Source organism: Acinetobacter sp. YH1901134 (genome assembly GCF_013416965.1).
GTDB classification, from domain to species: domain Bacteria; phylum Pseudomonadota; class Gammaproteobacteria; order Pseudomonadales; family Moraxellaceae; genus Acinetobacter; species Acinetobacter amyesii.
The window spans coordinates 242,704-264,053 of the sequence record NZ_VPEW01000006.1; the positions used below are offsets into that span (position 1 = coordinate 242,704).

Annotated in this window: 17 protein-coding genes and 1 tRNA gene; 14 read left to right on the forward strand and 4 right to left on the reverse strand. The window is 41.5% G+C overall.

The genetic code is table 11. The features are described 5' to 3' along the window. The first annotated feature begins 1 nt into the window (after position 1). The 13 genes from lldD (at position 2) to FTV50_RS08795 (ending at position 16,875) form a co-directional block, all read left to right on the forward strand. Entirely contained in the window at positions 2 to 1,156 is a 1,155-nt protein-coding gene (lldD, locus tag FTV50_RS08735; protein WP_078192909.1) for an FMN-dependent L-lactate dehydrogenase LldD, read from the forward strand. 319 nt (positions 1,157 to 1,475) lie between these two features. Continuing rightward, complete coding sequence (dld, locus tag FTV50_RS08740; RefSeq protein ID WP_180024211.1) at positions 1,476 to 3,167, forward strand: D-lactate dehydrogenase; 1,692 nt, start codon at positions 1,476 to 1,478, stop codon at positions 3,165 to 3,167. A gap of 182 nt (positions 3,168 to 3,349) precedes the next feature. After that, a complete protein-coding gene (locus FTV50_RS08745; protein ID WP_180024177.1) occupies positions 3,350 to 5,386 on the forward strand; it encodes an NADPH-dependent 2,4-dienoyl-CoA reductase in 2,037 nt (678 codons plus the stop codon). Positions 5,387 to 5,473: 87 nt separating this feature from the next. Continuing rightward, a tRNA-Ser gene (locus FTV50_RS08750) sits at positions 5,474 to 5,563 on the forward strand. Between the two features lie 407 nt (positions 5,564 to 5,970). Next, on the forward strand, positions 5,971 to 6,714 hold the full coding sequence (gene hutC / locus FTV50_RS08755; RefSeq protein ID WP_180024178.1) for a histidine utilization repressor: 744 nt from the start codon (positions 5,971 to 5,973) through the stop codon (positions 6,712 to 6,714). After that, complete coding sequence (locus tag FTV50_RS08760) at positions 6,711 to 7,325, forward strand: HutD family protein (protein WP_180024179.1); 615 nt, start codon at positions 6,711 to 6,713, stop codon at positions 7,323 to 7,325. The genes hutC and FTV50_RS08760 overlap by 4 nt, the downstream gene beginning before the upstream one ends. Positions 7,326 to 7,537: 212 nt before the next feature. Further along, positions 7,538 to 9,211: a urocanate hydratase gene (gene hutU / locus FTV50_RS08765; RefSeq protein ID WP_180024180.1), complete on the forward strand. Its 1,674-nt coding sequence runs from the start codon at positions 7,538 to 7,540 to the stop codon at positions 9,209 to 9,211. An 86-nt stretch (positions 9,212 to 9,297) separates the two neighbouring features. Then, a complete protein-coding gene (hutH, locus tag FTV50_RS08770) occupies positions 9,298 to 10,830 on the forward strand; it encodes a histidine ammonia-lyase (RefSeq protein ID WP_180024181.1) in 1,533 nt (510 codons plus the stop codon). A gap of 74 nt (positions 10,831 to 10,904) precedes the next feature. Continuing rightward, positions 10,905 to 12,326, forward strand: coding sequence for an amino acid permease (locus FTV50_RS08775; protein WP_180024182.1), 1,422 nt, complete (start codon positions 10,905 to 10,907; stop codon positions 12,324 to 12,326). 68 nt (positions 12,327 to 12,394) lie between these two features. Continuing rightward, positions 12,395 to 13,597 carry an imidazolonepropionase gene (gene hutI / locus FTV50_RS08780; protein WP_180024183.1) on the forward strand — a complete coding sequence of 401 codons (1,203 nt, stop codon included), beginning with the start codon at positions 12,395 to 12,397 and terminating at the stop codon, positions 13,595 to 13,597. A 314-nt stretch (positions 13,598 to 13,911) separates the two neighbouring features. Next, positions 13,912 to 14,838: a formimidoylglutamase gene (hutG, locus tag FTV50_RS08785; protein ID WP_180024184.1), complete on the forward strand. Its 927-nt coding sequence runs from the start codon at positions 13,912 to 13,914 to the stop codon at positions 14,836 to 14,838. 21 nt (positions 14,839 to 14,859) lie between these two features. Then, positions 14,860 to 16,134 carry a Glu/Leu/Phe/Val dehydrogenase gene (locus tag FTV50_RS08790; protein ID WP_180024185.1) on the forward strand — a complete coding sequence of 425 codons (1,275 nt, stop codon included), beginning with the start codon at positions 14,860 to 14,862 and terminating at the stop codon, positions 16,132 to 16,134. A 528-nt stretch (positions 16,135 to 16,662) separates the two neighbouring features. Then, positions 16,663 to 16,875 (forward strand): hypothetical protein, encoded by a 213-nt coding sequence (locus tag FTV50_RS08795; protein ID WP_111885766.1) that lies wholly within the window; start codon positions 16,663 to 16,665, stop codon positions 16,873 to 16,875. A gap of 57 nt (positions 16,876 to 16,932) precedes the next feature. Here FTV50_RS08795 and FTV50_RS08800 read toward each other — a convergent pair whose 3' ends face one another. The 4 genes from FTV50_RS08800 to FTV50_RS08815 form a co-directional block, all read right to left on the reverse strand. Further along, positions 16,933 to 17,226, reverse strand: coding sequence for a hypothetical protein (locus FTV50_RS08800; RefSeq protein WP_078192906.1), 294 nt, complete (start codon positions 17,224 to 17,226; stop codon positions 16,933 to 16,935). 166 nt (positions 17,227 to 17,392) lie between these two features. Then, positions 17,393 to 17,749, reverse strand: coding sequence for a hypothetical protein (locus FTV50_RS08805; protein WP_180024186.1), 357 nt, complete (start codon positions 17,747 to 17,749; stop codon positions 17,393 to 17,395). A 217-nt stretch (positions 17,750 to 17,966) separates the two neighbouring features. Further along, positions 17,967 to 18,686: a hypothetical protein gene (locus FTV50_RS08810; protein WP_180024187.1), complete on the reverse strand. Its 720-nt coding sequence runs from the start codon at positions 18,684 to 18,686 to the stop codon at positions 17,967 to 17,969. Positions 18,687 to 18,774: 88 nt separating this feature from the next. Beyond that, the gene (locus FTV50_RS08815; protein ID WP_180024188.1) at positions 18,775 to 19,473 is read right to left on the reverse strand and encodes a 3'-5' exonuclease; all 699 of its coding nucleotides are present in this window, start codon (positions 19,471 to 19,473) and stop codon (positions 18,775 to 18,777) included. A 612-nt stretch (positions 19,474 to 20,085) separates the two neighbouring features. Between FTV50_RS08815 and FTV50_RS08820 the strand changes: the two genes are divergently transcribed. Next, on the forward strand, positions 20,086 to 21,309 hold the full coding sequence (locus FTV50_RS08820) for an alpha/beta fold hydrolase (protein WP_180024189.1): 1,224 nt from the start codon (positions 20,086 to 20,088) through the stop codon (positions 21,307 to 21,309). The last annotated feature ends 41 nt before the right edge of the window (positions 21,310 to 21,350 follow it).

The window sequence follows — 21,350 nt, forward strand, 5'->3', positions numbered from 1 at the left end:
CATGATTATTTCTTCTGCCAATGACTACCGTGAAGCGGCACGTCGTCGTTTACCGCCATTTTTATTTCATTACATCGATGGCGGGGCGTATGCCGAATATACCTTAAAGCGTAATGTAGAAGATTTATCAAAAATAGCGTTGCGTCAACGTGTGCTGAATGACATGTCACAGCTGAGTCTAGAAACCCAACTGTTTAATGAAACCTTATCAATGCCTGTGGCTTTATCACCTGTGGGTTTAACAGGGATGTATGCACGCCGCGGCGAAGTTCAAGCAGCCGTTGCTGCAGATAAAAAGGGCATTCCGTTTACGCTGTCTACAGTTTCTGTATGTCCAATTGAAGAGGTGGCGCCAGCGATTCAGCGTCCAATGTGGTTTCAGTTATATGTGCTACGTGACCGTGGCTTTATGAAAAATGCTTTAGAACGTGCCAAAGCAGCTGGCTGTTCAACTCTGGTGTTTACCGTGGATATGCCGGTTCCGGGCGCGCGTTACCGTGATGCGCACTCGGGGATGAGTGGTCCAAATGCAGCCATGCGTCGTTATATGCAGTCGTGTTTCCACCCACACTGGGCGTGGAATGTGGGGTTGTTAGGTCGTCCACATGACTTAGGAAATATTTCTAAATACTTGGGTAAACCAACAGGTTTGGAAGATTATATCGGCTGGTTGGGCAATAACTTTGACCCATCAATTTCATGGAAAGACCTTGAGTGGATTCGTGAATTTTGGGATGGCCCGATGGTCATTAAAGGCATACTTGACCCTGAAGATGCCAAAGATGCAGTGCGTTTTGGTGCAGATGGCATTGTGGTGTCAAACCATGGTGGCCGTCAGCTCGATGGGGTTTTATCATCAGCGCGTGCATTACCGCCAATTGCAGATGCAGTAAAAGGCGATATTAAAATTCTTGCTGACTCAGGTATTCGAAATGGTTTAGATGTGGTGCGTATGCTGGCTTTGGGTGCAGATACCTGTATGCTCGGTCGCGCATTTGTTTATGCACTCGGTGCAGCAGGTGGTGAGGGTGTTTCCAATCTTCTAGAACTGATTGATAAAGAAATGCGTGTTGCGATGACCTTAACTGGTGCAAAAACCATTGCGGATATTACATCTGATTGTTTGGTGAAGTTAGAGAAAGAGTTGGCTGGGTGATTTTTTGAATAGATCTCTTGGGAAAGTTATTCGTCATCAAAAAAAATTAAAAAATGAAAGTTCCCTCTCCTTGTAGGAGAGGGTTAGGGAGAGGTATTTATTGATTAATTCTCCTAACCCTCTTGTGTAGCATTGCTACTCATCCCAAAGGGAGAAGGGATATTCATTATAGATTTTAATAACAATGACTAAAAACTTTTGATATGTGCAAATAAACCTACGTTGTTTAAATTATTTAAATCAATATTTTTTATTGTATAACAATGCAATTCCTCTTTAGCGAGGAGAGAAAATAATGAAAATGGAAAATTCTACGAGCATGCAAACTCAATCATTACAAACCATTCAAAACCTCATCAACATCGTCGGTAAGCAACACGTTTTAACTGAAGATAAAGACACACGTTTATACCGCCAAGGTCGCCGTTACGGTGCAGGAAAAGTATTGGCTGTGGTTACACCGGGCTCTTTGCTTGAGCAATGGCAAGTGCTGCAAGCGGCTGTGGATGCAAATTGTATTGTGATTATGCAAGCCGCCAATACAGGTCTGACAGGTGGTTCAACGCCGTTTGGTGATGACTATGACCGTCCTGTGGTGCTGATAAGTACACGTCGTTTGGTTGGCATCCAAGTGATTAATGAAGGCAAGCAAGTGATTTGTCTACCGGGTGCCACATTAGACAAACTTGAAAAAGATTTGCTGCCATATAATCGTGAACCTCATTCGGTGATTGGTTCTTCGTGTATTGGGGCATCGGTTTTGGGCGGCGTATGCAATAACTCAGGGGGTGCTTTGGTACGCCGCGGTCCTGCCTATACAGAGCTTGCACTGTATGCACAAGTGAATGAGTCAGGTGAGTTAGAGTTGGTCAATCATCTAGGTGTCAATCTTGGCAATACGCCTGAAGAAATCCTCACAGCGCTGGAAAATAAAAATTATCAAATCAATGACATTGTGAATAATTCAAGCTGCTGTGCGTCAGATAAACGCTACTCACATGATGTTAAACAAGTCGATGAAAATACACCTGCACGTTTTAATGCAGATCCGAGCCGTTTATTTGAAGCATCGGGTTCAGCAGGTAAGGTCTGCGTCTTTGCAGTACGTTTAGATACCTTTGAAAAAATTCCTAGTCAGGTGTTTTATGTGGGAACCAATTCGCAAGATGATTTAACAGAAATTCGTCGTTTTCTATTAAAAGATCTTGCACGCCTCCCGATTGCAGGTGAGTACATTCATCGCAAGGCATACGATATTGGGGCTGAATATGGCAAAGATTCTTTTGTATTTATTGAAAAATTTGGCACCGCAAAAGTTCCTGCTGCTTTTGCCATGAAAGATAAAGTCGATGGCTATTTAGAAAAACTGGGCTTTCGAGGTTTGTCAGATAAAATTTTACAACTCGTTACTAAATTTATGCCGAATCATCTGCCAAAACGGATGAATGAATTCCGTGATTTATATGAGCATCATTTGATGATTCGTATTGAAAATCAGGATGTTGATCAAGTTGATGCGTATTTGAAAACGTATTTTTTAGATAAAACCTCAGGCAATTATTTTAAATGTACGGATGAAGAAGGTCGTAAGGCATTTTTACATCGCTTTGCGGTGGCGGGTGCTGCCATTCGATATCGTGACACGCATCGTTCTGAAGTGGAAGACATTGTTGCATTGGATATTGCATTACGTCGCAATGATCGTGAATGGGTGGAAACTTTGCCGAAAGCCATGGATGAGCAAATTATCCATAAACTCTATTATGGACATTTTCTCTGTCATGTTTTTCATCAAGATTATATTGTGAAAAAAGGTGTAGACCCTTTGGCAATGGAACATGCAATGTGGCATTTACTCGATGATCGTGGCGCTGAATATCCTGCAGAACACAATGTTGGACATTTATATGTGGCGAAGCCTGCATTAAAAAATCATTATCAAAAACTGGATCCAACCAATAGCTTTAATGTCGGGATTGGACAAACCAGTAAGCTGAAACATTGGAAATAATGCTTTAAAAAACAACATGCCGTGATGTGAAAGTTCACGGCTTTTTTTATGGTTCGAGGATTTATATATCAGGAGGTATTGACCATAAAGGCGAAGAATATTTTCTAAATTGTCATCCCAAAATATAAAAAAACCGCTAAAGTGTTATGCAACAAGTTGCAAAGCCAAAATAAGGATTCAGCATGACAACGACTAGCTATGCAAATATTTTAAAGCCTTTACATTTGGGTTTTACCACGATTAAAAACCGTGTCGTGATGGGGTCCATGCATAGTGGGCTGGAAGATCGTTTTTATAATTATCCTAAGCTTGCGGCTTATTTTGGTGAGCGTGCGAAAGGTGGTGTCGGCCTGATTATTACAGGCGGTATTTCGCCAAACCGTCAAGGTTGGCTGTTACCTGCTGGCGGAACCATGAATACTTTAGGTGATATTGCTCCGCATCGCTTGGTGACCCATGCAGTACATAAACATGGTGCCAAAATTTTAATGCAAATCTTGCATGCTGGGCGTTATGGCTATCAGCCTTTTGCAGTGTCAGCAAGTCCGATTAAATCTCCGATTTCACCTTTTAAACCACGTCAATTAACGGACAAACAAATTCTTTCAACCATTGATGATTATGTCAAAACGGCAAGCCTTGCACATAAGGCCGGCTATGATGGTGTTGAAATCATGGGTTCAGAAGGCTACTTGCTGAATCAGTTTTTAAGCCGTCATGTCAACCAACGGACAGACCGTTGGGGCGGTGAAATTGAAAATCGTATGCGCCTTGCAGTTGATATTGTGAAATCAATACGTGCTGAAGTGGGTGAGAAATTTATTATCTGCTTCCGTTTGTCATTGCTTGATTTGGTTCATGATGGGAACACCATGGCAGAAGTCATTACTGTTGCTAAAGCATTGGAAGCTGCAGGTGTGACGTTATTGAACACGGGGATTGGTTGGCATGAAGCACGTATTCCGACAATTGTAACCTCAGTGCCTCGCGCAGCGTTTGTGGACTATACCGCTGAAGTCAAAAAACATGTTGCGATCCCTGTCATTGCGTCCAACCGTATCAATATGCCAGATACAGCTGAAGAAATTTTAGCTTCAGGCAAGGCAGATATGGTGCAAATGGCACGTCCATTCTTGGCAGATCCATTTTGGGTAAATAAAACGGCGACCAACCGTGTCGATGAAATTAATACTTGTATTGCCTGTAACCAAGCCTGCTTAGATCATACTTTTAAAAATCAGCGTGCGACGTGTTTGGTCAACCCACGAGCGGCATATGAAACTGAATTGGTTTATTTAAAGACCAAAAAACCGAAGCGTATTGCAGTCGTCGGTGGTGGCGTGGCAGGCATGTCTGCAGCTACGGTTGCGGCAAGCCGAGGCCATGCGGTGACATTATTTGAAGCTGGTGCAGAGGTGGGTGGTCAATTTAATTTGGCAAAAGTCATTCCCGGCAAAGAAGAATTTCATGAAACGATTCGCTACTTTAAAGTTCAAATCGAAAAAACGGGTGTGGATTTGCGTTTAAATACGCGTGTAAACCGTGAACAGCTTGAACGTGAAGGGTTTGAGGAAGTTGTTATTGCAACAGGTGTGGTTCCTCGCAGCTTAAAAATTGAAGGTAGTGATGCACCGAATGTCTTGTCTTATGCAGAAGTGCTGAAAGGCGCAGCTGTGGGCAATAAAGTTGCTGTGATTGGTGCAGGTGGCATTGGCTTTGATGTATCTGAATTTTTACTCAAACCACCACATCAGCCACAACCAATACCTTTAGCGGATTGGCAGCGGGAGTGGGGTGTTGATCCAAATCCAAACTACATAACAGAAGGTGGTATGCAGGCTGCTGAGCTCGAACCTCCTGTTCGTGAAATCTACTTATTACAACGTAAAACAACTGCAATTGGTGCTGGGTTAGGTAAAACATCAGGCTGGGTACACCGTGCACAATTAAAGAAAAATGCGGTTCGTATGCTCCGTGGTGTTCAATACAAAGTCATTACTGATGAAGGTCTTTGGGTTGAATATGAAGGGCATGATCAATTATTACGTGTAGATACGATTGTTGTCTGTGCTGGTCAGGAATCGGTAAAGCATTTGATGCCAGAACAGGGTGAGAAAACCCTTGCCAATTACCATATTATTGGTGGCGCAAAACTAGCAGCAGAGTTAGATGCAAAACGCGCAATACGTGAAGGTGCGGAGCTTGCGGCTAAACTTTAAGGATTTGGCGAAACAATATTCATTTGAAAGGTTTAGTTGTAATTTTTACTTGTCAGATGAATAAAACCTCCGTATTATGGCGCACATGGAAGCGTGGCAGAGCGGTTTAATGCACCGGTCTTGAAAACCGACGAGGGCGCGAGTCCTCCGTGAGTTCGAATCTCACCGCTTCCGCCAAATTCAAAAAAGCCCCTGTAGTGATACAGGGGCTTTTTTTTTGCAAATTTTTTGAATGAAAGTTATTTATATATAAAAGTTGTCAAAGAATAAAAAGTAAACTTCAAAAAACTGGATATAGAATTAGTTGGGGTAAAACCGAGCAGGCGATAAAAAATTATTAAAACGAAATGACTTTAGTTAAGTTTATAAAAGATGAGTTAGATTCAAGGTCGATTTCTTTATTTTAAAGATGAATTAAAACACTTGTATATACAAGTTGGTTTTGGCTTATACTGTTTATTATTCTAATGATTAAGTATCGTTATCTTAGAAACCAAATTAGGTCTACATTTGCTAGATTGTTGATCTATATAAATGAATAAACAAACAATGAATAGTTAAACATTGTGATCGAAGAGAAGCAGATGTTATCAAACTCAGTTTTAGACGCAACAAAAGGGATAGAAGCGCCATCACCGCTTTATGCACAGGTGAAGCAGTACATTCAAAGCAAAATTTACAGCGGCGAATGGAAAGTCAATGACAAAATTCCCTCTGAAAGCGAATTGGTTAAATTGCTCAATTGCAGTCGTATGACGGTCAATCGTGCCTTGCGTGAGTTGACTACTGATAAAGTTTTGGTACGCGTACAAGGTGTCGGCTCATTTGTTGCAGAAGGCCAAGGTCATTCGGCCTTATTTCAAATTCATAATATTGCAGATGAAATTGTGGCGCGTAACCATATTCATCGCGCTGAAGTTCTAAAACTAGAAAAAGTACAGGCGGATGTCCAGCAAGCCTTGTTTATGCAAACCAAAGAAGGCGAGACACTTTTTCATTCCATCATTATTCATTATGAAAATGAAGTACCTGTACAAATTGAAGATCGTTTGGTCAATGCTGCACTGATCCCTGACTATTTACAGCAGGACTTTAGCAAACTTACCCCTAATGCCTATTTAATGGCGCAGGCACCGGTCAGCGAAGGTGAGCATATCGTAGAAGCCGTTTTAGCCAATGCGCAAGAATGCAAATGGCTGAAAATTACCAAACAAGAGCCGTGTCTGCTTATTCGTCGCCGTACGTGGTCAAATAAACAATTAATTTCTAGTGCGCGCTTAACGTATCCGGGCAGCCGTTATTATTTGGAAGGAAAATTCGTGCAATGATTCAAGTATTGAAGCTGCATGATTATCAAAAAATGCCATGGAAGAATGGCTTAGGTTTTACCTTTGAAATTGCACGTCAATCTAGCTTAGCTAAAGATGATTTTGATTGGCGTGTGTCTATGGCGGATGTGGAAAATGATGGTGATTTTTCTTATTTTGAAGGGAAAAAGCGCATTATTTCTACGCTATCTGGTGCTGGAATGCGGCTGCAAATTGCCAAGCAATCACATGTCGATGTTTGCGCACGTGACTTATTTTCCTTTGATGGCGAGTTAGCAGTATTTTGCCAATTAATCGATGGGCCCATTCGTGACTTGAACCTGATTTACAATGCACAAAAAGTAAGGCCACGTATGCAGAGGATGGCAGGGTGTGAAAAACAGACGGTTTTATCTGCAGCACAAGACATCCTGATCTTTAATATGGCAGATCAGTTACAGATTTACATTCATGAAAAAATGTATCATTTGGCAGCATTTGAATGTCTAAAAATTGCCAATCAAGATGAAACATTAAAGATCGAATTACCACAAGATACAGCGAAGGATTGCTGTTTCATTGAGCTATTTTATTCAGTTGACGTCTTTAAAAATGCCAAATATATCGCATAAATTTTCATACTACAACTAAAGTCATCAAACTTTAAAATCAATTAAAACATTCGTTTATATATTAATTTCACTTTTTTCAATAGTGAGGTCTTTTCAAAGATCGATAGACATGCATATTATATGTACATGTATATACAAGTAAGCACATGTTTGTATTAGTGCTGAAGGGATGTCATTAGAAAAACAGATTGTTGAATGGAAGGAGTCCAACGGTGACAACAACTACAAAATTTCGTGATGTAGAAATTCGCGCCCCTCGCGGTACAACGTTAAATGCAAAAAGCTGGTTAACAGAAGCGCCGCTACGCATGTTAATGAATAATTTGGATCCAGATGTCGCAGAGAACCCAAAAGAATTGGTGGTGTATGGCGGGATTGGCCGTGCAGCGCGTAACTGGGAATGCTATGACAAAATTGTTGAAACTTTAAAAGATTTAGAAGACCACGAAACTTTGCTAGTTCAGTCTGGCAAGCCAGTAGGGGTGTTCAAAACCCATAAAAATGCACCGCGTGTATTAATTGCAAACTCAAACCTTGTACCACATTGGGCAAACTGGAAGCATTTTAATGAAATGGATGCCAAAGGTTTGGCGATGTACGGTCAAATGACAGCAGGCTCATGGATTTATATTGGCAGCCAAGGCATTGTGCAAGGTACTTATGAAACTTTTGTAGAAGCAGGCCGTCAGCATTACAACGGTGACTTAACAGGACGTTGGGTATTAACAGCAGGTTTAGGCGGTATGGGCGGTGCACAGCCATTGGCTGCAACTTTGGCAGGCGCGTGTTCTTTGAACATTGAATGCCAGCAAGCCAGCATCGATTTCCGTTTACGTACCCGTTATGTAGATGAGCAAGCAACCGATTTAGACGACGCTTTAGCACGTATTGAGCGCTATACCAAAGAAGGGAAAGCCATTTCAATTGCGTTGCATGGCAATGCTGCAGAAATTTTACCTGAGCTGGTACGCCGCGGTGTACATCCAGACATGGTGACGGATCAAACCAGTGCGCATGACCCATTAAATGGTTACCTGCCAATTGGCTGGACATGGGAAGAATACCGTGAACGCGCGCAAACTGAACCAGATGCAGTGGTAAAAGCCGCGAAGCAATCTATGGCTGTTCATGTTCAAGCGATGCTGGACTTCCAAAAAATGGGCGTTCCAACCTTTGACTATGGCAACAATATCCGTCAAATGGCGCAAGAAGAAGGCGTAGAAAACGCATTCGATTTCCCTGGTTTTGTACCTGCTTATATTCGTCCATTATTCTGCCGCGGTATTGGTCCTTTCCGTTGGGCTGCGCTTTCTGGTGACCCAGAAGACATCTACAAAACTGATGCAAAAGTGAAAGAGCTGATTCCAGATGATGAGCATTTGCATCATTGGTTAGATATGGCGCGTGAACGAATCGCATTCCAAGGTTTGCCAGCGCGTATTTGCTGGGTAGGTCTAGGCCTGCGTGCAAAACTTGGCTTGGCATTTAATGAAATGGTACGTACAGGTGAACTATCTGCACCCGTGGTGATTGGCCGTGACCACTTAGACTCGGGGTCTGTGTCTAGTCCAAACCGTGAAACTGAATCGATGCAAGATGGATCAGATGCAGTATCAGATTGGCCATTACTGAATGCTTTGCTCAATACAGCCGGCGGTGCAACTTGGGTATCATTGCATCATGGCGGCGGCGTAGGCATGGGCTTTTCACAGCATTCAGGTGTGGTAATTGTGTGTGATGGTACAGACGAAGCAGCAGAACGTATTGCGAGAGTACTGACCAATGACCCTGCGACAGGTGTAATGCGCCATGCAGATGCTGGATATGATATAGCAATTGACTGTGCAAAAGAACAGGGCTTAAATCTGCCGATGATTACTGGCTAAGCCGTAAAAAGGACAACTGCTGATTCATCTCAACTCTCTCCTGATGAGTCAGCAGCGCATAAAAAATAGGAAACAGGGCTGTACACATGGAACTTTTAATTCAACCAGGCAAACTTAATTTAGCAGAATTACGTGAAGCATTTTTAAAGCCGATCAAAGTTAAGCTAGATCAGCAGGCCATTCCAGCCATTCAAGCCAGTGTCGATTGTGTTGAGCAAATTATTCGTGAAGGCCGCACGGCTTACGGCATTAATACAGGTTTTGGTTTATTGGCCTCAACTAAAATTGCGCAAGAAGATTTAGAGCAATTACAGCGTTCATTGGTTTTATCGCATGCCGCAGGTGTAGGCGAAGCGCTCGATGATTCAATGGTGCGTTTGATTATGCTGCTGAAAGCAAATAGCTTGGCACGTGGTTTTTCAGGTATTCGTTTAAAAGTCATTGAAGCGCTTTTGGCACTTATTAATGCTGAAGTTTATCCGCATATTCCTTTAAAAGGTTCTGTAGGAGCTTCAGGTGATTTAGCACCGCTTGCACATATGTCATTGGTTTTACTAGGTGAAAGCAAAGCGCGTTATAAAGGCGAGTGGATTTCAGCTGTTGAAGCTTTGAAAATCGCAGGTCTAGAGCCGATTGCATTGGCAGCAAAAGAAGGCTTGGCACTGCTCAATGGTACACAAGTGTCTACAGCCTATGCGCTGCGCGGTTTATTTGAAGCAGAAGATTTATTTGCAGCTGCAACTGTATGCGGCGGTTTAAGTGTAGAAGCAATGCTTGGTTCACGTTCACCATTTGATGCACGTGTACATGAAGTACGAGGGCAGCGCGGTCAAATTGATGTAGCTGCTGCATATCGTGATCTATTGACTGACGAAAGTGAAATTGGTCATTCGCATGAAGATTGTGAAAAGGTACAAGATCCGTATTCGCTGCGCTGTCAGCCACAGGTGATGGGTGCATGCTTAACTCAGATCCGCCAAGCGGCAGAAGTGCTTGAAATTGAAGCCAATGCGGTATCTGACAATCCACTCGTTTTTGCCAAAGAAGGCGATGTGATTTCTGGTGGTAACTTCCATGCTGAGCCTGTAGCAATGGCAGCAGACAATTTAGCCTTGGCTATTGCAGAAATAGGTTCACTGTCTGAGCGCCGTATTTCGATGATGATGGACCGCCACATGTCACAGCTTCCACCATTCTTGGTGGAAAATGGCGGTGTGAACTCTGGCTTTATGATTGCACAGGTGACTGCTGCTGCTTTAGCAAGTGATAACAAAGCATTGGCACATCCTGCGAGTGTGGACAGTCTGCCAACTTCTGCCAATCAGGAAGATCATGTATCGATGGCGCCGAATGCGGGCAAACGTTTATGGTCTATGGCAGATAATGTACGCGGTATTTTAGCCATTGAATGGTTAGGTGCCTGTCAAGGTCTTGATTTCCGTAAAGGCTTAAAAAGTTCTGTGAAATTAGAACAAGCGCGCAAAGTGCTGCGTGATCAAGTGCCTTACTACAGCGAAGACCGTTTCTTTGCGCCAGATATTGAACAAGCGAGTGAATTGCTTGCAAGTGGATGCTTAAACGCATTGATCCTAGAAGGTTTATTACCAAGTCTAAAATAAGTTTGTGATTGATAAATAGGGTCACATGAAGTGGCCCGATCAAATAAAAATTTCCTCATGGATTGGAGATCAAAATGTCACAAGAAGCATCACAGGGTTCTACCTTACAGCGGGGACTCAATACCCGCCATATCCGATTTTTAGCTTTGGGTTCCGCGATTGGCACAGGCCTATTTTACGGTTCGGCAAGTGCCATACAAATGGCAGGGCCATCAGTACTGATTGCTTATATTGTTGCAGGTATCTCAATTTATATCGTGATGCGCGCTTTAGGTGAAATGTCTGTACACAATCCTGTTTCAGGATCATTTAGCCATTATGCAAGTAAATACATCAGTCCGTTTGCAGGTTTTACCACGGGTTGGACCTACGTTTTTGAAATGATTATCGTGGCCTTGGCTGATGTCACGGCGTTCGGTATCTACATGGGCTTCTGGTATCCCGATGTACCGAGATGGATCTGGATTCTCTCGCTGATTATGTTCTTAGGTGCAATTAACTTAATTCATGTCAAAGTCTTTGGTGAGTTAGAGTTTTGGTTATCGATTATCAAGGTCACCGCCATTATTGCCATGATTATTGGAGGTTTCGGTCTGATGCTTTATGGCTTCCATTCAGATCATGGTGCAGCAGTTTCGGGCTTACAAAACCTATGGATTCATGACGGATTTATGCCAAATGGCATTGGCGGCTTGATTGCCTGCTTATCTGTAGTGGTGTTTGCATTTGGCGGTATTGAAATTATTGGTATTACTGCTGGCGAAACAGCAGAACCGAAAAAATCTATTCCAAAAGCGATTAATGCTGTTCCTGTACGAATTCTATTATTCTATGTACTGACTATTTTTGTACTCATGGCGATTTTCCCTTGGAACCAAATTGGTACGCAGGGCAGCCCATTTGTACAAATCTTTGAAAATCTAGGGATTGGGTCTGCTGCTACGATTTTAAATATCGTGGTGATTTCAGCAGCAGTGTCGGCCATTAACAGTGATGTATTTGGTGCGGGACGTATGTTGTACGGCATGGCGCAAGACGGACAAGCGCCGAAAGTATTTACCAAGCTGTCTAAAAATGGTGTGCCGTGGATGACAGTTGTGGTGATGGCCGGCGTACTTCTAGTCGGTGTCGTATTGAACTACCTGATTCCTAAAAATGTATTCATGATTATTGCTTCAATTGCGACTTTTGCGACGGTATGGGTGTGGCTAATGATTCTGCTGTCACAAATGGGTATGCGCCGCAAATTATCTACAGCAGAAATTAAAGCTTTAGATTTCCCTATTGTGGGCTGGCCATATGCGCCTGCATTTGCAGTGGTCTTCATGTTGTTTGTATTAGGCATCATTGCGTATTTCCCAGACTCTCGACCTGCAATCTATGTAGGTGCAGCTTGGCTAGTGATTCTATGGATTGCCTACATTGTCAAAGTACGTCCAAAAATGAACTTGAAGCAGGTGAATCCCACAGCACAGCAATTTGAATCTAACTCTTAATACAACACTTCTTAATTTATAGATGTTTCCGCCAAGGCAAATGCTGCGGCGGAACAGGAAATACAACAATGAAGCTTTGGTTGAATTGTCATATTGCGACCATGCAGAATGGTCAATACAGCAGTATTGAAAATGCAGCAATCGTTACAGAAGGTGAACTGATCCACTGGATTGGCAAGCACAGTGAAATTCCAAATGAAGAATTTGTAGAACGCATTGATCTGAAAGGTGCTTGGGTGACTCCCGGACTCATCGATTGTCATACCCATAGCGTATTTGGTGGCAACCGCAGTGTTGAATTTGAGCAGCGTTTGCAAGGTGTGAGCTATGCTGAAATTGCGAAAAATGGCGGCGGCATTGCCAGTACGGTGTGCGCAACACGCGAGGCAACAGAAGCTGAACTGTTTCGATCTGCTTATAAGCGGATTCAATACTTGCAGCGTGAAGGCGTCACGGCGATTGAAATTAAATCTGGCTATGGGCTGGATTTAGCCAATGAGCGCAAAATGCTGAAAGTGATTCGTCAGTTAGGTGAAGCTTTACCAATGACGGTACGAAGCACCTGTTTGGCTGCACATGCTTTACCGCCAGAATTTAAAAATGCCAGCGATGAATATATTGATTACATCTGCAGTGAAATGTTGCCGCAGCTGCATGCTGAAAACTTAGTTGATGCGGTGGATGCTTTTTGTGAACATTTGGCTTTTAGCCCCCAACAAATCGAACGTGTTTTTCAAACCGCACAAGCATTGAATCTCCCCGTTAAATTGCATGCTGAACAGTTGTCAGCCTTAGGCGGCTCGAGTTTAGCGGCTACGTATCACGCGTTATCTGCAGATCATTTGGAATATATGACTGAAGATGATGTGAAAGCTATGGCGGCCTCAGACACTGTTGCCGTGCTGTTACCGGGCGCATTTTATTTGCTTAGAGAAACACAATTTCCGCCCATAGAAAGCTTAATCGCACATGGGGTGAAAATTGCGATTTCGACAGATCTGAATCCAGGAACTTCTCCTGTTTTGTCACTACGTTTAATGATGAATATGGGCAGTACCTTGTTCCGTTTGACGCCAGAACAAACTTTGGCGGCAGTCACGATTCATGCTGCGCAAGCGCTTGGTTTACACAAGATGCATGGCAGTTTAGAGGGTGGAAAATTCGCCAATTTTGTAGCGTGGGATATTCAGCATCCTTCAGAAATCACCTATTGGCTAGGCGGAGATCTTAATCAAAAAGTGATCTATAAAGGCCAGAAGGTACAGATCTAGGTTTGAATGGAATAGGAGACTTCTTTCATAAATGATTTTTAGAACTTTTAAAAATAATGATGTTAGTTCCTTCACCTTTCAGGAGAGGGTTAGGGAGAGGTTATTTTATGCTTAAAGTCCCTCATCCTCTTGCGGAGCATACTCCTCATCCCAAAGGGAGAAGGGATTTTCATTGATAATTTAAATACTGATTAATGATCATTTTTTTTCAAAGAACTCTAGTGTCATTCAATTTTTAAACCCAAGGCTTGAGCTTCGCTTTAATCCTGAGTTTTTTATTTTAAAGCGTTGAAGATTTAAAGACGGTATTCATTATGGATCATTCTTTTCAATGGCAAGGGCGGCAGGATGGAGAAGGCGCAGAACATCGGCGTATTTTCCACACCGTTAATCAATCCGATTCAGCCGAATTTGCGATTTTAGGCTTCAGTTCAGATGAAGGCGTGCGCCGCAATCGTGGACGTATCGGCGCAGCAGAAGCACCAGATTTAATCCGTAAACAATTGGCAAATTTGCCTGTGCACTCACAAGTTTCAATTCGTGACTTGGGTACAGTGGTGTGTGCCAATGGTGACTTGGAAAATGCCCAAGCTGCTTTGGCCGAACAAGTCGAAATGTCTTTACAGCAAGGCTTAAAACCAATCGTGTTTGGCGGTGGACATGAGATCGCATTTGGCAGTTTTAGCGGCATTTTCCAATATGCACAAAATACGCATCCAGAAAAAAACATCGGCATTATCAATTTTGATGCGCATCTAGATTTACGTGAAGACGTGCATGCAACTTCTGGCACACCGTTTTTACAATCGGCTCAGCTCAGCGAACAGCACGCTAAATCTTTTCACTATCTTTGCATTGGCGCAGCACAGCATTCCAATACCAAAAAGTTGTTTGATACAGCGGCGCGTTTAGGCAGTCAGTGTATTTTTGATCATGAGCTTGAAGCAGCTCAGCTGGGACATGTTTTATCTAAAATTGATCAATTTATACAAGAGGTCGATTGGCTATATGTCACGGTCGATCTCGATGTTTTTGCCGCATCGATTGCGCCGGGTGTCAGTGCGCCGGCGGTCAGAGGCATAGATTTAAAAATGTTTGAACAGCTGATGCGGCATATTCAGGGCAGTGGAAAAATCAAGTTGTTGGACATTGCAGAATGCAATCCAAAATACGATCAGGATGCAATGACAGCAAGGCTTGCAGCGTTCATTGCCTACAGTTATATATTTAACCCACAATAATTTAAAAATACAGGAACAATAATGTCTAATCTCTCTTACGCTAATGGCGGCAACGGTGCATGGCAAACTTTTTTGGCTCAGGTAGACCGCGTGGCGCCTTATTTAAGTGAAGATCTGGCCGATTATGTTGATACGTTAAAACGCCCCAAACGTGCCTTAATTGTCGATGTGCCGATTATTATGGATGATGGATCTATTCAGCACTTTGAAGGCTATCGTGTACAGCATAACCTTTCACGTGGACCGGGCAAGGGCGGTATCCGTTTTCATCCAGAAGTTGAATTAAACGAAGTGATGGCGCTCTCAGCGTGGATGACCATTAAAACTGCGGTGTTAAATTTACCTTTTGGTGGTGCAAAGGGGGGGGTGCGCGTCGATCCGCGTAAACTATCAGCACGTGAGCTAGAGCGTTTAACTCGTCGTTATACCAGTGAAATTGCACATATTATTGGGCCGCAAAAGGATATTCCTGCACCAGATGTAGGTACAAATCCAAATGTTATGGGCTGGATGATGGATACCTATTCATCGGGTCAAGGTTATACAGTTACTGGCGTGGTTACAGGTAAGCCTGTACATTTAGGTGGATCTTTAGGCCGTGTAAAGGCTACAGGTCGCGGTGTGTATATTACAGGCTGTCAGGCAGCAGAAAAAATCGGTTTGAATATCGAAAATGCCAAAGTGAGCATTCAAGGTTTTGGTAATGTCGGTAGTGAAGCAGCCAATTTATTTTATTTATCGAATGCGAAAATTGTTTGTATTCAAGATCATACCGGAACGATTTATAACGCAAGTGGACTAGATTTAAATGCTCTACACACTTATGTGCAGGAAACCCAAGGCGTTGCAGGCTTTAGCGGTGCAGACAAAATTGACAATGAAGCATTTTGGGATATTGAGACGGACATTATCATTCCTGCAGCGTTAGAAGGTCAGATTACAGTAGAACGTGCCCAGCGTTTAACAGCCAAAATGATTTTGGAAGGAGCAAACGGACCGACCTATCCTGAAGCGGATGATATCTTAACTGAACGTCAAATTACGATTGTGCCAGATGTAATTTGTAATGCAGGCGGTGTGACAGTCAGTTACTTCGAATGGGTACAAGATATGGCGAGCTATTTCTGGAGTGAAGCCGAAATTAATGACCGTTTAGATAAATTGATGATTCAAGCGGTGGAAGATGTATGGTCATGTGCTATAGAGAATAGCTGTACCTTACGTACAGCAGCTTATATTTTGGCATGTGAACGTATCTTGAAAGCGCGTAAAGAGCGAGGAATATTCCCAGGCTAAACATTTAGCATTTTTTAAAATGATTTGTATTTTAAAAAACAAATGGTTGCATAAATATCAGTTAAGGCGTCCAATTGAGAACATATTATTTTCTTATAAGATGAGATATTCAATTGTATTTTATTTGATCAATTGTTTTGAAGTGTTAGCAAGGCTTGGCAAGAGAATTGAAAGTGCTATATTTAAATCACGGTAGGTCATAAAACGACGCTACCAATAAGTTGGACGGATCAATGACAGCTCGTTGAGTTTCGTAATATTTTAGTCTTAAGATATTGCAGACAATAAATCAGCACTAGCCTTCCAACATAGAGCCCGCAGCGATGCGGGCTTTTTAATGCCTTTTTACATTTGAGAATATAGTGCTTTTGTCAAACAATAATTAAATAGTCAACCTATGTTGTTGATATATAATTACTAAAGTAAAATAAGTTTACATTGCCATGAAATCTAACATTTACAAAGCAAGTTAATGTGTAAAGGTGTGATATAAAAAATGCAATTATTAAAACAAGTAGAGACGTTACCATGACACAGATGATTGACATAAAGGTAAAGGACCAATTTAGTCAGGTTTATGAAGCACAAGCTTTGGTGCGTAATCCTTCAGAAGAAGATTCAAGAGGGCTGTTTCATCGCATTGAACATATCATTATTGCTGGTGAAATCATCCTACCCAGTATCGAACTACTTTTTGAAAGTCAAAAATCTGACAGTATTTACAAGCTTTTAGAAGCTTAAATTGAATGAATGAAAAACTCACCTTATGGTGAGTTTTTTTATTTTAGAGTTAAAAATTTAAGTTGTTTGATCTACTTTAAATTGATTCAAAATATAAGAGAGTAACTGATATCGCGTCATCGGATTGCTAGAAGACAGTTCAACATCTTGTTTACGCACTTGAATTTCTTGAGTTAAAACTCCAGCTTGAAAACGTTGCACGATCATATGATCTTTCGATACATCATGGTCGGTCAGCACTAGTTTTGGTCCAAGGTGCAGATGTCCAATCGCATCTAGACATTGTTCAAGGCTGCTGTATAGGTTGAAAAGGATGAGTGCCTGATCATTAGAATAATTGGCTAAATTCATTTTTATTATCCATGGTCAAAAATTATTGAGCAGGAATAGTGTATATGAATTGAGCAATATTAATCTGTATGGATTATTTTTCATTTAATGTCTATCTAGGTGACTTTGGTTAAATCATTGAGACAGCTTAAATCTTTATGAAAAATAAGTTGGAATTCGCTTTAAATTAAAGCGGCTTGAATACCAATGGGACATCGTAACGGGCAAATTCTTCAATGATACTGTTTAAAACCAATTGAGCTTGAGGTTCCGCTGCTGTAAAGGTGAGTTCTTGGTTCGTTTGGCTGTTGAAGCATTCAATTCGTTCTATACGCCAAATTGTTTCAATGGCTGTATTTTGAATGACCACACGTCGAGGTTGTAATTCGTCACTAATTTTTCGTGGCATGACATAGGTAATGGCCAATTGAACATCGGGCAATTCGTCTGGTGAGGTTAAGAATGTAAACACCCAATTGCCAATTTTGCTGAGTTGCATAGGATTATCGAAAGGATCAAATTCTAAACAAAACTGTTGTGACATTGACATGCTCAAACGCTAGGAGATCGGTTTTATTCTTGCGATTTTTTACTGTTGATTGACATTAGGGGAAGGTCGTATAAAACAGCAGTTAAAACCATAAAAGAAATAAGTGAATCGATAAAGTTAATAAAATTCAATTCTTTATATTGATTTGTGTGAAGAATAACTCACCTCATTAAGTTGTTTTTTGAATGAGAAGTGAGGAAAAGTCTCTAAGTCAAACCAGTTGTTGCAGATTTTTTATACTGTAATTAATTTGCTGTAATGCATGTTGTAAGAGTTTAGGTTGAATATTGGATTCATTTAGACAGGTTATCCATTGCATCTGACAGGCTTTTAATTCTGCAATGTCCGTGGCCTGTTGAATATTAAGCATTAATTTTTTTGCCATCAGCCCACAATAACGCTGTAAGTAACTGCACATAAAATTCTGTAACTCATCAAAATCGTGCTCGATGAAATCAATGATTTGTTCTGCTAATACAGGGTTGTTTGATGTTATGTTTTCAGGTATGGCTTGATTAAATTGATGGGGTATAAAGCCAATTGCATCCATTGGCAGGGGGGCAGTTATTTCGTGCTGTGAATGAGTATGAGGAACTTCCATCGTTGGCATTGAAATTTTATCAAGTGTGACATTTTCTTGCGCTATGCGATCGGATGTCTTTGTTGACGCTATTTTAGGTGTATTAAAAGCAGAAAAATCGGAGTTTTGAAGGCGTTGATGATCATGTGCTGTAATTGGCTGAATCAGCCCAAGATCCATCAGTTGCTCGAGCAATGTCGCTTCAGCAATCCGCTGCTGATAATGCACTGGCATTTGGTTAAAGTCATCACTACCAATTAAGAGTAGCAGACGACGTTGTCTTGCATTTAATACGAGCTGTCGGTCTTTTAAAGTTTGAAAACCCAGCTCAGTTTTTTGATAGTTGAACATGCCTTAATTCCATAGCTCAAAAGAATTAAGGCAATCCTATGCAGTGATAATGACAGTAATATTAAGAAAATATTAAACAATCAATGATTTATAGAGTAATGACAGCAGAGTTTTCTAAAGCTTTGCGTAAATATGGGTCTAAGTCATCTTGACGTAATAGCCATTGCACATAGTCCGCAGGTAATTCTGCAATTGCGGTACCACGGTGTTTACCAAAATTAATACTGCGTGGAATGCGAGCATCTTCCGAAGCCTCAAATAATTCTTCGATGCTGTTGATTTTTAAGTGATGGACGATATGCATCAAAATATTGGCAGTTAAAATAATATCCATATCTGCGCGGTGAGCTTTACGGATCATTTCACGGGCTTTTTCACTGCCTTTGGTGATCATATAAATCAAGGCAGAAATATTATGCGCTTCTGCATCAGGCCAAACTCGACGAGCAAGGGCAAGGGTACAAATGGCTTTGATTTTTGAACCATCTACACCGCATTTTTCAAGCGCGCGAATATCATAGTCAATATTATGCCCAATGATATATGTCGTCTCAGTTGGAAGTTTAAAACTGCTGTAGTGGGGCTGACCTTCAAGATCTGATTCTAAAATATGATGTACAGCCATTGCTGCAAAAGAAATCGCTTCATCACAACGATATAGTTGATCAAAGATTTTAGATTTATCTAGGGTAATTTTGGCATCTGCCACCTGAATTGGAGCATAGGCAATCTCGATGGGTTGTCCATTTAGTGTATGGGTTTCTGTGTCGAGAATGATGGCTTGCATGTCCAGTTCCAGCATGTTGAATAATGTTTATGAATGTACATGATCACATCCACACTGACAAACCCATGCTGTGATTATTTGTAGGAATATTATGAAGATGGCAGCGTAATGTTTAAATAATCTGCTTTTATCGCATCTGCCGAAATAAAACCTTTATAGCGGGATAAAGCTAAAGCAGCTTCTAAATCGACTCATTTTAAAGGCGTTTGTCTATCACGATATTCAAAAATAGTACAAGGCACATGATCACGACCTCTAGCATGGTGGCTTTTCGGTTTTAGTTTTGTGTATATGTCTGTGTAGCAGGCAATGGCTGATTCAGCCGTATTATTAGTTTTGCATTTTGCTTTAACCTAGAAAAAAATAGCCAATCTGTATCCAATAATCAGAAATATAAGTTTATCCATTTTTTGAGATCGGGGTGGCAGATGTATTTGGATGATGTTGATTAATAGCAAGTTAAAACAAAGTGTTAATTCAAGATTATTTCAATAAATTAAAATAAGAGTAATTGCTTAAAAATTAGGCTTGAACAAAAGTTTGTTCCATGTATTTAATGATTCATATTCAATGAAAAATTGACTTTAAAACAACAAACAAAAGGATCATGGAATGAAAATGCTGCGTTTAACGGTTTTAGTCAGTAGTGCGCTATTTTTAGCAGCCTGCGGTAATGATAGTAATGACCAACAATTTAGTAATCCTGAAACAAACGCTGATCTCAATCAGATCAAAAATCCGGTGGTAACTACAACCGCCTATAGTCAAGACAATATGCCTGCTGTGAGTGCAGACAGCCGATTGATGACCTATAAGATGCTGGGCGTGGATGGCAAAGTTGTTCAAGCAACAGCCTTAGTCTTTACCCCAAAAACGGTTGCTCCCGCAGGTGGTTGGAAAGTTGTGGCTTGGGCACATGGAACGACCGGTGTGGCTGATAAATGCGCTCCGAGCCGACAAGGTTTGCAAGGCACTGAATATTTATTGCAAATGTTATTGGCAAAGGGTTATGTCGTTGTGGCACCCGATTATGAAGGATTAGGGGAACCTAGTGGACGTGAAAACCATCCTTATCTGAATCTAAAAAGTGAAGCCTTTTCGATTACCGATGCCGTTGTCGCTGCTCGAAGTTACTTAACCAGTCAAGGTAAAACGGTGTCGAAGGATTGGCTTTCGATCGGACATTCTCAAGGTGGTCAAGCCGTATTAGGTGCAGCTGAATTCGCATCGCGTGCTGACTTAAATTATAAGGGAACGATTGCCATAGCACCTGCAAATAATCTTGCGCTCATTCTTGACGCAGGCGAGAAGTTAGCTGTAGGTAAACCTGCAACCGTGCAAAGTATGATTTATGCACCTTTAGACAGTTTTACTGCGCAGATTATTGCAGGTATGCAAGGGCATAAAGACAGTGTGGATTATTCAAAAGTATTTAGTGGACATTTGGCTGCGATTGCACCTCAGGCTGAAACAGTGTGTTCAGGCGAGTTAACTACGCTAATTCAAGATGACATGCTCAGTTATGTGAGTCAGAACACGACTTTGGATAACTATGGACGCACGCAGTCTGATTTCTTAACTTTAAAGCCAATCCAAAAATTTATGAGTGAAGGTTCACAGCCTTTAACGACAGCGGTGAAAACGCCGATCATCATTTATCAAGGTAAAGCCGATCAGACCATTCCAGCAGATGCGACTAAATTTATGATTAGCCTTGCTAAGCCGGGAACATCGATTGACTATCGTGAGCAAGAGACAGCAGATCATATTAGTATTTATACCGATAATCTGGCAAATTTTGTGCAAGATGTAGAGACTCTCATGCCAAATCAATAAGTTGATTTGACTTAAATAATGCTCGTGCAGATTCAACATGG

What these genes read in the sequence shown, in the direction of transcription:
- lldD (WP_078192909.1), top strand. Translation starts at nt 2, where the DNA reads ATGATTATTTCTTCTGCCAATGACTACCGTGAAGCGGCACGTCGTCGT.
- dld (WP_180024211.1), top strand. Translation starts at nt 1,476, where the DNA reads ATGCAAACTCAATCATTACAAACCATTCAAAACCTCATCAACATCGTC.
- FTV50_RS08745 (WP_180024177.1), top strand. Translation starts at nt 3,350, where the DNA reads ATGACAACGACTAGCTATGCAAATATTTTAAAGCCTTTACATTTGGGT.
- hutC (WP_180024178.1), top strand. Translation starts at nt 5,971, where the DNA reads ATGTTATCAAACTCAGTTTTAGACGCAACAAAAGGGATAGAAGCGCCA.
- FTV50_RS08760 (WP_180024179.1), top strand. Translation starts at nt 6,711, where the DNA reads ATGATTCAAGTATTGAAGCTGCATGATTATCAAAAAATGCCATGGAAG.
- hutH (WP_180024181.1), top strand. Translation starts at nt 9,298, where the DNA reads ATGGAACTTTTAATTCAACCAGGCAAACTTAATTTAGCAGAATTACGT.
- FTV50_RS08775 (WP_180024182.1), top strand. Translation starts at nt 10,905, where the DNA reads ATGTCACAAGAAGCATCACAGGGTTCTACCTTACAGCGGGGACTCAAT.
- hutI (WP_180024183.1), top strand. Translation starts at nt 12,395, where the DNA reads ATGAAGCTTTGGTTGAATTGTCATATTGCGACCATGCAGAATGGTCAA.
- hutG (WP_180024184.1), top strand. Translation starts at nt 13,912, where the DNA reads ATGGATCATTCTTTTCAATGGCAAGGGCGGCAGGATGGAGAAGGCGCA.
- FTV50_RS08790 (WP_180024185.1), top strand. Translation starts at nt 14,860, where the DNA reads ATGTCTAATCTCTCTTACGCTAATGGCGGCAACGGTGCATGGCAAACT.
- FTV50_RS08795 (WP_111885766.1), top strand. Translation starts at nt 16,663, where the DNA reads ATGACACAGATGATTGACATAAAGGTAAAGGACCAATTTAGTCAGGTT.
- FTV50_RS08800 (WP_078192906.1), bottom strand. Translation starts at nt 17,226, where the DNA reads ATGAATTTAGCCAATTATTCTAATGATCAGGCACTCATCCTTTTCAAC.
- FTV50_RS08805 (WP_180024186.1), bottom strand. Translation starts at nt 17,749, where the DNA reads ATGTCACAACAGTTTTGTTTAGAATTTGATCCTTTCGATAATCCTATG.
- FTV50_RS08810 (WP_180024187.1), bottom strand. Translation starts at nt 18,686, where the DNA reads ATGTTCAACTATCAAAAAACTGAGCTGGGTTTTCAAACTTTAAAAGAC.
- FTV50_RS08815 (WP_180024188.1), bottom strand. Translation starts at nt 19,473, where the DNA reads ATGCAAGCCATCATTCTCGACACAGAAACCCATACACTAAATGGACAA.
- FTV50_RS08820 (WP_180024189.1), top strand. Translation starts at nt 20,086, where the DNA reads ATGAAAATGCTGCGTTTAACGGTTTTAGTCAGTAGTGCGCTATTTTTA.